This window comes from Streptomyces sp. NBC_01210 (assembly GCF_036010325.1).
Lineage (GTDB): Bacteria > Actinomycetota > Actinomycetes > Streptomycetales > Streptomycetaceae > Streptomyces.
In genome coordinates this window covers 5404278-5417897 of record NZ_CP108549.1, presented here as the reverse complement: position 1 = coordinate 5417897, position 13620 = coordinate 5404278, and the positions used below count along the sequence as shown (strand labels likewise).

The 13620-nt window shown below is 69.6% G+C and carries 13 protein-coding genes; 3 read left to right on the top strand and 10 right to left on the bottom strand.

The window, feature by feature from the left end; genetic code table 11:
- Positions 1 to 22: 22 nt before the first annotated feature.
- The 6 genes from hemB to OG735_RS24635 form a co-directional block, all read right to left on the bottom strand.
- Entirely contained in the window at positions 23 to 1012 is a 990-nt protein-coding gene (gene hemB, locus OG735_RS24660) for a porphobilinogen synthase (RefSeq protein ID WP_327325339.1), read from the bottom strand.
- A 239-nt stretch (positions 1013 to 1251) separates the two neighbouring features.
- Positions 1252 to 2910 (bottom strand): bifunctional uroporphyrinogen-III C-methyltransferase/uroporphyrinogen-III synthase, encoded by a 1659-nt coding sequence (locus OG735_RS24655; protein ID WP_327325338.1) that lies wholly within the window; start codon positions 2908 to 2910, stop codon positions 1252 to 1254.
- Entirely contained in the window at positions 2907 to 3866 is a 960-nt protein-coding gene (hemC, locus tag OG735_RS24650; RefSeq protein WP_327325337.1) for a hydroxymethylbilane synthase, read from the bottom strand. Before hemC ends, OG735_RS24655 begins: the two co-directional genes overlap by 4 nt.
- A complete protein-coding gene (locus OG735_RS24645; protein ID WP_327325336.1) occupies positions 3863 to 5599 on the bottom strand; it encodes a glutamyl-tRNA reductase in 1737 nt (578 codons plus the stop codon). Before OG735_RS24645 ends, hemC begins: the two co-directional genes overlap by 4 nt.
- Positions 5596 to 6321: a redox-sensing transcriptional repressor Rex gene (locus tag OG735_RS24640; protein WP_327325335.1), complete on the bottom strand. Its 726-nt coding sequence runs from the start codon at positions 6319 to 6321 to the stop codon at positions 5596 to 5598. The genes OG735_RS24645 and OG735_RS24640 overlap by 4 nt, the downstream gene beginning before the upstream one ends.
- A 332-nt stretch (positions 6322 to 6653) precedes the next feature.
- On the bottom strand, positions 6654 to 6929 hold the full coding sequence (locus OG735_RS24635) for a glutaredoxin family protein (RefSeq protein ID WP_327325334.1): 276 nt from the start codon (positions 6927 to 6929) through the stop codon (positions 6654 to 6656).
- Positions 6930 to 7074: 145 nt separating this feature from the next.
- Between OG735_RS24635 and OG735_RS24630 the strand changes: the two genes are divergently transcribed.
- The 3 genes from OG735_RS24630 (at position 7075) to OG735_RS24620 (ending at position 10678) form a co-directional block, all read left to right on the top strand.
- Complete coding sequence (locus OG735_RS24630; protein ID WP_327325333.1) at positions 7075 to 8016, top strand: HAD family hydrolase; 942 nt, start codon at positions 7075 to 7077, stop codon at positions 8014 to 8016.
- A gap of 414 nt (positions 8017 to 8430) precedes the next feature.
- Entirely contained in the window at positions 8431 to 9279 is an 849-nt protein-coding gene (locus tag OG735_RS24625; protein WP_327325332.1) for an ECF subfamily RNA polymerase sigma factor, BldN family, read from the top strand.
- Between the two features lie 220 nt (positions 9280 to 9499).
- Positions 9500 to 10678: a DUF5667 domain-containing protein gene (locus tag OG735_RS24620; protein WP_327325331.1), complete on the top strand. Its 1179-nt coding sequence runs from the start codon at positions 9500 to 9502 to the stop codon at positions 10676 to 10678.
- A 90-nt stretch (positions 10679 to 10768) separates the two neighbouring features.
- On the opposite strand, the gene OG735_RS24615 is transcribed toward OG735_RS24620, so the two are convergent.
- From OG735_RS24615 to OG735_RS24600, 4 genes are all read right to left on the bottom strand, one after another.
- The gene (locus OG735_RS24615) at positions 10769 to 11842 is read right to left on the bottom strand and encodes a lysophospholipid acyltransferase family protein (RefSeq protein WP_327325330.1); all 1074 of its coding nucleotides are present in this window, start codon (positions 11840 to 11842) and stop codon (positions 10769 to 10771) included.
- A gap of 78 nt (positions 11843 to 11920) precedes the next feature.
- Complete coding sequence (locus tag OG735_RS24610) at positions 11921 to 12991, bottom strand: NAD-dependent epimerase/dehydratase family protein (RefSeq protein ID WP_327325329.1); 1071 nt, start codon at positions 12989 to 12991, stop codon at positions 11921 to 11923.
- A 191-nt stretch (positions 12992 to 13182) separates the two neighbouring features.
- On the bottom strand, positions 13183 to 13281 hold the full coding sequence (locus tag OG735_RS24605) for a 30S ribosomal protein bS22 (protein WP_003948845.1): 99 nt from the start codon (positions 13279 to 13281) through the stop codon (positions 13183 to 13185).
- 122 nt (positions 13282 to 13403) lie between these two features.
- Positions 13404 to 13616, bottom strand: a complete 213-nt coding sequence (locus OG735_RS24600; RefSeq protein ID WP_014046653.1) for a helix-turn-helix domain-containing protein — start codon at positions 13614 to 13616, stop codon at positions 13404 to 13406.
- Between the last annotated feature and the right edge of the window lie 4 nt (positions 13617 to 13620).

Below are 13620 nucleotides of genomic sequence, written 5' to 3'. Positions count from 1 at the left end.
ACTGGGAACTGCTTCTCGAGAGCTAGCAGCCCCGGGCGACCTCGGTCGCCCAGTAGGTCAGGATCATGCTCGCGCCGGCCCGCTTGATGCCGAGCAGGGTCTCCAGAATCGCCTTGTCGCGGTCGATCCAGCCCTTCTCGGCGGCGGCCTCGACCATCGCGTACTCACCGCTGATCTGGTATGCGGCGACCGGCACGTCCACGGCGTCCGCGACCTTCGCCAGCACATCGAGATACGGACCCGCGGGCTTGACCATCACCATGTCGGCGCCCTCGGCCAGGTCCAGCGCCAACTCCCGCAGTGACTCCCGGAGGTTGGCCGGGTCCTGCTGATACGTCTTGCGGTCACCGCGCAGCGAGGACCCGACGGCCTCCCGGAACGGCCCGTAGAAGGCGGAGGAGTACTTGGCGGTGTACGCGAGGACCGACACGTCCTCGTGTCCCGTCTGGTCCAGCGCATCGCGGATGACGCCGACCTGGCCGTCCATCATCCCGCTGGGCCCCACGACATGGACACCGGCGTCGGCCTGGACCTGGGCCATCTCGGCGTACCGCTCGAGCGTCGCGTCGTTGTCGACGCGCCCTTCGGCGTCCAGCACCCCGCAGTGCCCATGATCGGTGTACTCGTCCAGACAGAGATCGGACATGATCACGAGCTCGTCACCGACCTCGGCCTTCACATCCCGGATCGCGACCTGCAGAATCCCGTCCGGATCCGTCCCCGCGGTCCCTGCTGCGTCCTTCTTCGCGTCCTCAGGCACCCCGAACAGCATGATCCCGGCCACCCCGGCCTCAAGCGCCTCGGCGGCCGCCTTCCGCAGGGTGTCGCGGGTGTGCTGGACGACGCCGGGCATCGCGGAAATGGGCACGGGCTCGCTGATCCCTTCCCGCACGAAGGCGGGCAGGATCAGATCGGCGGGGTGGAGCCGCGTCTCGGCGACCATGCGCCGCATCGCGGGGGTCGTGCGCAGCCGCCGCGGCCGCGCGCCGGGAAAGGATCCGTACGCAGTCATAGGGGCAACGCTACGCCGGGTGGGGGTGCGCGATTGCCGACAGGGTGTCGGGCCCGGGCGGGCACTACCGGGGCTCGGCCCCGGCTCCCGCGCCTCAAGCATGTCCGGGAAACCCAGCCCGTCCGGCGATTGAGGACACGGCCGAAGGCCGTACCGAGGCCTGGGGCTTGCCCCAGTACGGGAAGGGGCGGGGTGGGGAAACGCCCTGAAGGCGACCCGCACCCCGCCCCCGCACCGAACTACGTCGTACGGCGCCTGCGACCGCCAGGACGCCGCTCGCTCGGACGCGTCACATGCTCGCCCGCCTCCACCGCCGCCGCCCGACGCTGCGCGCCGAACTCCGCCAGCGCCTCCGCCAGCTTGTGCACCGACGGCTCCGGCGACAGCACGTCCACCCGCAGCCCGTGCTCCTCCGCCGTCTTGGCGGTCGCCGGACCGATGCACGCGATCACGGTCACGTTGTGCGGCTTGCCGGCTATGCCCACCAGATTCCGCACAGTGCTCGACGACGTGAACAGCACCGCGTCGAACCCACCGCCCTTGATGGCCTCGCGCGTATCCGCCGGCGGCGGCGACGCCCGCACCGTCCGGTACGCGGTCACGTCGTCGACCTCCCAGCCCAGCTCGATGAGGCCGGCCACCAGCGTCTCGGTGGCGATGTCCGCACGTGGCAGGAAGACCCGGTCGATCGGGTCGAAGACCGGGTCGTACGGCGGCCAGTCCTCCAGCAGACCGGCGGCCGACTGCTCCCCGCTGGGCACCAGATCAGGCTTGACACCGAAATCAACCAGCGCGGCAGCGGTCTGCTCGCCCACCGCGGCGACCTTGATCCCCGCGAAAGCGCGCGCGTCGAGCCCGTACTCCTCGAACTTCTCCCGCACCGCCTTCACGGCGTTCACGCTCGTGAAAGCGATCCACTCGTAGCGGCCCGTCACCAGGCCCTTGACCGCCCGCTCCATCTGCTGGGGCGTCCGCGGCGGCTCGACGGCGATCGTCGGCACCTCGTGCGGCACGGCTCCATAGCTCCGCAGCTGGTCGGAGAGCGATGCCGCCTGCTCCTTGGTCCGCGGCACGAGCACCTTCCAGCCGAAGAGCGGCTTGGACTCGAACCACGAGAGCTGGTCCCGCTGGGCGGCGGAGCTGCGTTCACCGACCACCGCTATGACCGGCCGGTGCCCCTGTGGGGAGGGCAGTACCTTCGCCTGCTTCAGGACCTGCGCGATCGTCCCCAGCGTCGCGGACCAGGTCCGCTGCCGCGTCGTCGTACCGGCGACAGTCACGGTCAGCGGGGTGTCCGGCTTGCGGCCCGCGGCCACCAGCTCGGACGCCGCCGCGGCGACCGTCTCCAGCGTCGCGGAGACGACGACCGTGCCGTCGCTCGCGCCGACCTCGGTCCAGCACCGCTCACTCGCGCTACGGGCGTCGACGAAACGGACGTCGGCGCCCTGCGCGTCGCGCAGCGGCACACCGGCGTAAGCGGGCACGCCTACCGCCGTGGCGACACCCGGCACGACCTCGAAGGGAATCCCCTCCGCGGCGCACGCGAGCATCTCCTGACCTGCGTTTCCGTCGAGGCCCGGGTCGCCGGAGACTGCGCGGACGACCCGCTTGCCGACCCTTGCGGCCTCCATGACAAGATTGGCCGCATCCCTGAGGACGGGGATCCCGGCGGCTGTTGACGCGTCGTCAACAACCGTCAGTTCAGGCGTGCTTACGCTCGCTCGCGCATGGCTGCGTACCACGTCGAGCACCTCTGGCTCGGCGATCAGTACGTCCGCACCCGCGAGCGCCTCGACGGCGCGCAGTGTCAGCAGTCCGGGGTCGCCGGGTCCGGCGCCGAGGAAGGTGACGTGCCCGTGTCCGTGTGCAGGAAGGGCCGGAAGGTTGGTGGGGCTCAACGTGCTCGCTCCCCCATAAGACCGGCCGCACCCTTGGCGAGCATCTCGGACGCGAGTTCGCGACCGAGCGCGACTGCGTCGCTGTGCGACGTGGGTACAGGACCGGTGGTGGACAACTGCACCAGCGTCGAGCCGTCGGTCGTGCCGACGACGCCGCGCAGGCGCATTTCGGTGACAACCTGTCCGTCGGCCAGCAGGTCGGCCAGCGCACCCACAGGTGCGGTGCAGCCGGCCTCCAGGGCGGCGAGCAGGGAACGCTCGGCGGTCACGGCGGCCCGTGTGTACGGGTCGTCGAGCTCGGCGAGTGCGGCGGTGAGGTCCGCGTTGACCGCGGCACACTCGATCGCCAATGCCCCCTGGCCGGGGGCGGGCAGGACGAAGTCGACCGCCAGGAAGTCGGTGACCTCGTCGATCCTGCCGATGCGGTTGAGCCCGGCCGCGGCAAGAACCACGGCGTCCAGCTCCCCGCTCCGTACATATCCGATCCGCGTATCGACATTGCCGCGGATCGGCACAGTCTCGATCGCCATGCCATGGGTGCGCGCGTACGCGTTGAGCTGCGCCATCCTGCGCGGCGAACCGGTGCCGATCCGGGCGCCGTTCGGCAGCCGGTCGAACGTCAGTCCGTCGCGCGCGACCAGCACGTCCCGCGGGTCCTCGCGCAGCGGCACGGCCGCCAGCGCCAGGTCGTCGGGCTGCGCGGTGGGCAGGTCCTTCAGCGAATGAACGGCGAAGTCGACGTCACCCCGCAGCAGGGCGTCCCGCAATGCGGTGACGAAGACCCCCGTACCGCCGATCTGCGCGAGATGCTCACGGGAGGTGTCCCCGTACGTGGTGATCTCGACAAGCTCGACGGCACGGCCGGTCAACTGGCGCACTGCCTGAGCCACTTGCCCGGACTGGGCCATGGCCAGCTTGCTGCGCCTGGTCCCGAGCCTCAGTGCCCTCTCGGTCATACTCGCCCTCGGTTCTTGACGTCGGCGTCATTCAGGTCGGCCCGGCTGACGGAGGCGACCGTCTCCGGGTCGAGGTCGAAGAGTGTCCGCAGCGCGTCCGCGTACCCGGCGCCACCGGGCTCGCTGGCCAGCTGCTTCACCCGCACGGTGGGCGCGTGCAGGAGCTTGTCGACGACGCGGCGCACGGTCTGGGTGATCTCGGCGCGCTCCTTGTCGTCCAGGTCGGGTAGGCGGCCCTCGAGCCGAGCGACCTCACCGGCGACGACATCGGCGGCCATGGTGCGCAGAGCGACGACGGTCGGAGTGATGTGCGCGGCGCGCTGGGCGGCGCCGAAGGCGGCCACCTCGTCGGAGACGATGCCGCGCACCTGGTCCACGTCGGCGGCCATCGGGGCGTCGGCGGAGGCCTCGGCGAGCGACTCGATGTCGACGAGCCGTACGCCGGCGAGCCGGTGGACGGCACCGTCGATGTCACGGGGCATGGCGAGGTCGAGCAGCGCGAGCCGGACGGGCGCGGTGGCTGTGGCGCCCCGCGCGTGCACGGCTCCGGCGACCCGGGTGCCCCGGGGCGCGTTGTCGACCCACGCCTGGTGCTGCGCAAGCGCATCGGGCCCGGGCCCGTCGCCGAGCCCGACGGGGCAGGCCCCGGCGGCTTCGTCGAGGTCCACCGCGGCGCCGAGGCCGGCCGGACCATCCACACCCGGCGCATCCGCGCCGACGGGGTCGGCCGGGTCCGTGATCCGGGCGGACGGTTCGCGGTCCGCCGCGTCCGAGCCCCCCGCAGCCGACTTGTCGGCCACGCGGCCGTCGCGCGCCGCGGCCGCGGCAAGGCGGGCCACCAGACTGCCGTCCGGCGCCCGCAGGTCGTTACCCGCCACCGGGACCGCCACCGGCACCACGTGCTCCGCGAGCGCCGCGGCAACGGACTCGGCCGTCAGGACCAGACCCGTCGCACCGGTGCAGGACACCGCCACATCGGCACGTGTCAGTTCGTCGGCAACATCGGCCATGGACACGGCGTGCACGCTCACCCCGCCCGGCTCCGTCAGCACCGCGGCCAGTCGCTCCGCGCGCTCCAGCGTCCGGTTGGCGATGACGAGTTCACGTACACCCAGGCGCGCCAGCGTCGTCGCGGCGAGCGAGGACATCGAGCCGGCACCGATGACCAGCACCCGCTTGTCCGCCGCCCATGCCTCGACGGTGGCGCCCGCGGCGAGCTGCTCGAGACCGAAGGTGACGAGCGACTGCCCGGCCCGGTCGATCCCGGTCTCGCTGTGCGCGCGCTTGCCGACACGAAGGGCCTGCTGGAACAGGTCGTTGATCAGACGGCCCGCGGTGTGCAGGTCCTGCCCGAGCGCGAGAGCGTCCTTGATCTGCCCGAGGATCTGCCCCTCGCCGACAACCATGGAGTCCAGACCGCAGGCCACCGAGAAGAGGTGGTGCACGGCCCGGTCCTCGTAGTGCACATAGAGATACGGAGTGAGCTCCTCGAGCCCCACCCCGCTGTGCTGTGCGAGCAGGGTCGAGAGCTCGGCGACACCGGCGTGGAACTTGTCCACGTCCGCGTACAGCTCGATGCGGTTACAGGTGGCCAGCACCGCCGCCTCGGCCGCGGGCTCCGCGGCGAGGGTGTCCTGCAACAGCTTGACCTGCGCATCAGCGGACAGCGAGGCCCGCTCCAGCACGCTCACCGGCGCGCTGCGATGGCTCAGCCCGACGACCAGGAGACTCATGCCGGCATCACGGCGGGCATGTCCCCGTCGGGTCCCTTCCGGCCTGCGGCCTCGGCTTCCTCGCCGGCCTTCCGCTGCTCGTGGAAGGCGAGGATCTGCAGCTCGATCGAGAGATCGACCTTGCGCACATCGACGCCGTCGGGCACCGAGAGGACGGTGGGGGCGAAGTTGAGGATCGAGGTGACACCGGCCGCGATCAGCCGCTCGCACACCTGCTGCGCGGCGCCGGCGGGCGTCGAGATGACACCGATCGACACTCCGTTGTCGCTGATGATCTTCTCGAGTTCGTCCGTGTGCTGGACGGGCATCCCGGCGACCGGCTTCCCGGCCATCTCCGGGTCGGCGTCGATCAGCGCGGCGACCCGGAAACCCCGGGAGGCGAAACCGCCGTAGTTGGCGAGCGCGGCGCCGAGGTTACCGATACCGACGATGACCACGGGCCAGTCCTGCGTCAGACCGAGCTCGCGCGAGATCTGGTAGACGAGGTACTCGACGTCGTAGCCGACACCGCGTGTCCCGTACGAGCCCAGGTAGGAGAAGTCCTTGCGCAGCTTCGCGGAGTTGACTCCGGCGGCGGCGGCGAGTTCCTCCGACGAGACCGTGGGGACGGACCGCTCGGACAGCGCGGTCAGGGCGCGCAGGTACAGCGGAAGTCGGGCGACGGTGGCCTCGGGGATTCCTCGGCTACGGGTCGCCGGTCGGTGATTTCGGCCAGTTGCCACGGTGCTCCTGCGGGATGAGCGAGGCTGCAGGCGGCCATATGACACAGGACCGCCCCGTCGAATGCAGGCTATGTCTTTGTGAACGCGTGCACAAAGATGGTGTCCGTTTTGTCCGTGCAAAGTGACCGGGGTCACGCCATCCGATCGCGCGACCCTGGAACCGCGGACCGCACCGGTCCATTGAAGACCCGAAGGGGGCAAAGCCGTACACACTCCTCACGAATACGCCCCCGAGACCGCTTACTGTGCCCTGTCCGCATCGCGTCCCGATAGAGCCCGGACCGCTTCGGAAAGCCCGAGCAAAACGACCCCGATGGTATCCGGCGTGGCGGTTACGCCCCCAGTGCGCGGCGCAGTCGTCCCGCATCCACGCGCCAGAAGGTGTGCTGCTCGCCGTCGACCAGGACGACCGGAATCTGCTCCCAGTACGCCCGGTGCAGCGCCTCGTCCTGGGTGATGTCCTTCTCCTCCCAGGACGCACCGGTCTCGGTACACACCTCCTGGACCACGGCCCGCGCGTCGTCACAGAGGTGACACCCCGGCTTCCCGATCAGCGTCACCACCCGCTCGCCGGCCTTCTTCTTCGTTCGTCGCAGCACAGGACTCATGTGCCCATTCTCCGCCCGCGCCGCAGAGATACGGCACGCGTCCCGTACGCCCGAATCGCCTGTTTAACGGGCTGGTCGCGGAGAGTTCACGTCAACGCATCCCGTGGGGTCGGGAAGTACCGAACACACTGGCTATGCTCACGACATGGCCGCACTGGGATGGCTCACCCCCCGTAGGCGCTCCGCCACCGCGCGGAGCGTGCTCGCAGGCGAGGCAGCAGCCGAGGCAGCGCGCAAGTCGTCGCAGCAGTTCGAGGCACTCGAAGCGCAGGACGACACTGCCCCGACCGCCGAACCGGATTTCCCCGTCGCCGGGGACGACCGGGCCGCCGCCTTCTTCGACCTCGACAACACCGTGATGCAGGGCGCCGCGATTTTCCACTTCGGCCGCGGCCTGTACAAGCGGAAGTTCTTCCAGCGCCGTGAACTGGCCCGGTTCGCCTGGCAGCAGACCTGGTTCCGGCTCGCCGGAGTCGAGGATCCGGAACATATGCAGGACGTCCGCGAGTCCGCCCTGTCCATCGTGAAGGGCCACCGCGTCTCCGAGCTGATGTCGATCGGGGAGGAGATCTACGACGAGTACATGGCCGACCGCATCTGGCCCGGCACCCGCGCTCTCGCCCAGGCCCACCTCGACGCCGGGCAGAAGGTCTGGCTGGTGACCGCGGCCCCCGTCGAGACCGCGACGATCATCGCCCGCCGCCTCGGCCTGACCGGCGCGCTGGGCACTGTCGCCGAGTCCCTCGACGGCGTGTACACCGGAAAGCTCGTGGGCGAGCCGCTGCACGGCCCCGCAAAGGCCGAGGCCGTACGCGCGCTGGCCGCCGCCGAGGGCCTGGAACTGACCCGCTGTGCGGCGTACAGCGACTCGCACAACGACATCCCGATGCTGTCACTGGTGGGGCATCCGTACGCCATCAACCCGGACACCAAGCTCCGCAAGTACGCGCGAGCGCGTGAGTGGCGGCTGCGCGACTACCGGACCGGCCGCAAGGCCGCCAAGGTCGGCATCCCGGCGGCAGCCGGTGTGGGCGCCATCGCGGGCGGCACCGCGGCCGCGGTCGCCCTGCACCGCCGCCGCCGTTGACGCAGGGCTCGCACGCCGCCGCTCCGACTCCTGCGCCGACCCCGACTCCTGCGACTCCCGCACGACGCCGACACGTACGGCGACGCCGACCTGGCGACGACAGCGCTTTCCGCGGGCAATCCTGCCTCATACCCCTGGGCGCTCCCGCCAGTCCTGTTGCCGCGTGTCGGGCACAATCCACCGCGCGACACGACAGATCACGAAGCAATTCGATCAACAAGTGCTCACAATATGCGACTTGATCCGTCGTCTAGACGTAACAGAAGCGACGGAAACGACGATTTGAGCAACTGGGTGTAGCAACGCCTGTACGAAGCGTTATTCTCCTCAGACGCATGACGGACCCCACCAGTCCCCACGACGGGTGAAAGGTCCCGCACTGCACGTGATGGAAGCTCTGCCTCTGGGAGTCCCGTGTACCCACACGTCGGGGTTGACGCCTCGGGCCTGGCTACGCTGCGCGCAGCGGTCCTCGACCACTTGCGCGGCTTCGTCCCCACCGCGTACGCCGTCCCCGCATTCGCCATGCCCCGCCTTGCCACAAGCGGCCCGGCCGCCCCCTGCTATGCCCTGGCCGACGGCATCGAGAAGGTGCCGGGGCGCAGCGCCGTCGTTGAGGGGCGGCGGTCGGGCGACGGGCGCGAGGTCGGCAGACGGGGCGGTCGGGGCGCCACCGGCTCCTCGACCACCGCCCGTCGGCCCAGCGCCGACAGCGACAGCGCCCGCATGATGGACCTGGTCGAGCGCGCCCAGGCGGGCGAGGCCGACGCCTTCGGCCGCCTCTACGACCAGTACAGCGACACCGTCTACCGCTACATCTACTACCGCGTGGGCGGAAAGGCGACGGCGGAGGACCTCACCAGCGAGACCTTCCTGCGCGCCCTGCGCCGTATCTCCACCTTCACCTGGCAGGGCCGCGACTTCGGCGCCTGGCTGGTCACGATCGCCCGCAATCTGGTGGCCGATCACTTCAAGTCCAGCCGCTTCCGGCTGGAAGTCACCACCGGAGAGATGCTCGACGCCAATGAGGTCGAGCGCAGCCCGGAGGACTCGGTCCTCGAGTCCCTGTCGAACGCCGCACTGCTGGACGCGGTCCGCAAGCTCAACCCTCAGCAGCAGGAATGCGTGACCCTGCGCTTCCTGCAGGGCCTCTCGGTCGCCGAGACAGCCAGGGTGATGGGCAAGAACGAGGGCGCGATCAAGACCCTCCAATACCGGGCGGTGCGCACACTGGCCCGGCTCCTCCCCGACGACGCCCGCTGACCGACCCCCAACTCACCATCGGTGACGCCTTGATGACGCACTGGTCACATCATCCTTCGTGCGTAACCCAAGTGCCGCGACGCTCGTTGTTCGGGATGCAGGCTCCCTGTGGTCACGCCATGCCCACAGCCACTCACTCGATCGTGTGGATGTGTTCAAGGCGTGCAACCATCCGGACCCCCAGGGGAGTCGATCGTCATGACGAGAGGAGGTGCCGCCAGTGATCGCGAACGTTTCGGCGCGCCGGCGGGCGAACGCCTTCGCCCAGGCTTTGGAAGATCAGGCGGCCGAGCAGCCCGAAGAGTCGGTCGAACCGACCGAGCACGGACGGCTGTTGGCTCTGGCGAACGGGCTCGGCGAGCTGCCGAAACCGGAGATGGACCCCGAGGTCAAAGTGGTGCAGCGAGCACAGCTCGTGGCCGCCATGGAAGAGATGTTCGCCGCGGGGGGTGCGTCCGCGGGCCCTACGGTGCCCGAGCAGCGGACAGCCGGCCGCGGCGCCCATCGGGCCTCCCCGCTCCGGAAAATGCGACCACGCTCCCGCTGGTCCAAGGGCCTCGCAGCCGGTGGTCTCACCGTCGGTGTAGCCGCGGGAGCCTTCAGCGGAGTGGCCGCAGCCAGCTCCGACGCCCTTCCCGGTGACTCGCTGTACGGGCTGAAGCGTGGCATGGAAGATTTCAAGCTTGGCATGGCGGACGACGACTCCGACCGCGGCGGGCTCTACCTGGACCATGCCTCCACCCGACTCAGCGAGGCTCGCCGACTGATGGAACGCGGCCGGGCGGGCGCCATGGACCACGAGTCGCTGGGCGAGGTCCGCCGCGCGCTCAACGGTATGAGACACGACGCCACCGAGGGCCACCGCCTGCTCCACGAGGCGTACGAGAGAGACGGCTCCCTCGGCCCGATGGCGAGACTCGATTCGTTCTCCCGGTCCCACCGCGACGCCTGGAACGGGCTCCGCGACCGGCTGCCCGCCCAGCTGACCGACGTCGGCGACGAAGTGAGCTCTGTCTTCGACGCCATAGACCAGGAGGTCGGCCCGCTGGAGACGCTGCTGCCACGCGTCCCGGAAAAGGGCGGCCGCGGCTCCCAGCGCCCCGGCGCCACCCAGGGCTCCAGCAACAGCTGGGGCCCGGGCCGTACGACACCGTCCTCACCGGCCACCGGCGACGGCCGTACGGCAGACAGCGGCAATCCTCGTCCGTCCGGTTCGGGCAGCACGGCGGACGACGGCCTGCTCGGTGGGAACACGGGTGGCCTGTTCGAGCACCCGTCGAGCGGCACCACGCCGTCCCCGACGGGCAACAACTCCGCACAGCCGACGCCGGACGTCACGATCCCGCCGCTGTTGCCGGGGATCCTGCCGGGCCTCGGGCTCGACAGCGAGGACGATTAGCAGGCCGGTACATACGCGAAGGTGGGCACCCCTTTACGGGGGTGCCCACCTTCGTACGTCCAGCTGAATCGTATCTTCAGAAGAAACGCGTCAGAAGAAGACAGACCGGCGCTGCACCAGCAGCTTGTACAGCGTGTGCTGAATCTGCTCCCGTACCTGATCCGTCAGATTGAACATCAACATCGGGTCCTCCGCCGCCTCCGGCGGATACCCGTCCGTCGGGATCGGCTCGCCGAACTGGATCGTCCACTTCGTCGGCAACGGCACCGCGCCCAGCGGCCCCAGCCACGGAAACGTCGGCGTGATCGGGAAGTACGGGAACCCAAGCAGCCGCGCCAGCGTCTTCGCGTTGCCGATCATCGGGTATATCTCCTCGGCCCCGACGATCGAGCACGGCACAATCGGCGCCCCTGCCCGCAGCGCCGTCGACACGAACCCGCCCCGCCCGAACCGCTGAAGCTTGTAACGGTCGCTGAACGGCTTGCCGATGCCCTTGAAGCCCTCCGGCATCACGCCGACGACCTCGCCGCGCTGCAGCAGCCGTTCCGCGTCCTCCGCGCACGCCAGGGTGTGCCCGGCCTTGCGGGCCAGTTCGTTGACCACCGGCAGCATGAAGACCAGATCCGCGGCGAGCAGCCGCAGATGCCGGTTGGCCGGATGGTTGTCGTGGACGGCGACCTGCATCATCAGCCCGTCCAGCGGAAGCGTCCCGGAGTGGTTGGCCACCACCAGCGCCCCGCCCTCGGACGGGATGTTCTCGATGCCCTTCACCTCGACCCGGAAGTACTTCTCGTACAGCGGCCGGACCATCGACATCAGGACCTGCTCGGTGAGCTCCTTGTCGTAACCGAACTCATCGACCTCGTAATCACCGGTGACACGCCGCCGCAGAAACGCCAGGCCGCCGGCGATCCGCCGCTCCCAGCCGCCTGCGGCCGCCGGCTCTTGGCTCGTGAGAGGCTCCTGGCCCGCCTCGGCGGCCCGCGCCGATCCCCGGCGCTCCCCGTCCTTCTGCTGCCCCGGCAGCGGGCTGACCGGAACCTCGCGCACCGCCGCGGGCTCGGCCTTCCGGCGGTTGCCCCCCGCGGGGCGCCGCCGCGCCGAGCGCTGCGCGCTGCCGCGCGAACGGTCGTCGTCGAACGGAATGACCTTGGCGTCCGCCATCGTTGGCTGCGCTCCTTATTCGGCGTCGCTCTGAGTCGTCTTCATGGTCGTCCTACTCGATCGAGTGAATCGATCGCATTAGTCCCGCGCCTTGCCCGCGGCCGTCGTGCTCGTACTGCCTGCCGACGGCAGTACCCCGGCCACCTGGTCCACAGCCCTGGCGAGCGCGTCCGGCGGCAGCAGCCCCGGCCCGCGGCTGCGTGCGAAGTCCGCGAAGGTCTCCGCTGTTGTGTACTTCGGCACGAACCCGAGTGTGTCGCGCATCTGAGAGGTGCTCACCACCCGGCCGTGCGTGAGCAGCCGGATCTGTTCGGGCGAGAAGTCCGTGATGCCGATCGTACGCAGCGCGGAGCCGACCCAGGTGACCGCAGGCAGCAGAATCGGCATCGTCGGCCGCCCCAGCCGCCGAGAACACTGCGAGAGCAGCAGCACACCATCACCCGCGACATTGAACGTGCCGCTGTTGAGCGTGCCGCGCCGCGGCTCGTGCAGGGCGATCCGCAGCACATCGATCACATCGTCCTCGTGGACGAACTGCAGCCGCGGGTCGTAGCCGAAGACGGTCGGCATGACGGGCAGCGAGAAGAACTCGGCGAGCGGAGAGTCGGCGCACGGCCCGAGGATGTTCGCGAAGCGCAGTACGCACACGGCCACATCCGGCCGCCGCCGCGCGAAGCCCCGTACGTACCCCTCGACCTCGACCGTGTCCTTGGCGAACCCACCGCTCGGCAGCGACTTGGGTGGCGTGGTCTCGTTGAAGACCGCCGGGTCGCGGGGCGCGGAGCCGTACACACTCGTACTGGACTTGATGACCAGCCGCTTCACGGTCGGCGACTTCTGGCAGGCACCCAGCAGCTGCATGGTGCCGATGACATTGGTTTCCTTCACCGTCGCACGGCCGCCGGTGCCCAGCGGCGTACCGGTGACATCCATGTGCACGACGGTGTCGACGGCATGTTCGGCGAGCACGCGCGCGATGGCGGGCTGGCGGATATCAGCACGGACGAAATCGGCCCCGCCAAGATGATGCTCGGGCCCCACCGCATCGACCCCGATCACCCGGTCCACCTCGGGATCCCGCTGGATACGCCGAACGAGTCGGCCTCCGAGCTGCCGGGCCACTCCGGTGACGAGCACGACCTTCCCCAAGATCAGCGCCTTCCTTAGGTCCGCAGGTCCGCCTAGGTCCACTCTCAAGCGTCACCGTAGCGGTTACGTGTTGCGCTGTGATGACCGCACGGCGCACTTTTGCCACGACCGCTCCTTTGGCCACCCGGAAACGCACCGCGGCCCTCCCACCGTGCAGGTGGAAGGGCCGCAGAGACACGTACAGCGATCGCTTACTTCTTGTTGCGACGCTGAACGCGGGTGCGCTTGAGCAGCTTGCGGTGCTTCTTCTTGGCCATCCGCTTACGCCGCTTCTTGATAACAGAGCCCACGACTACCCTCGCTCACTTCTCTTCACTCGGTGCGGGGCGTCTGGGCCCACACGACCTACGTCGGCCTAGCCTACCTGCCGCCGAGTGAGGGACGTAATCCGAGGGGATTCGCCCGGCTCCGGCTATGCGGATTCCACCCCCACGAATGATTCGCGGAGATACTCGTGAACCGCTTGCTCCGGCACCCGGAAGGACCTGCCCACCCGGATGGCCGGCAGATGACCACTGTGTACCAAGCGATACACGGTCATCTTCGACACTCGCATCACCGAGGCGACTTCCGCCACGGTGAGAAACTTGACCTCGTTGAGAGGCCTCTCGCTGCCAGCAGCCATGACC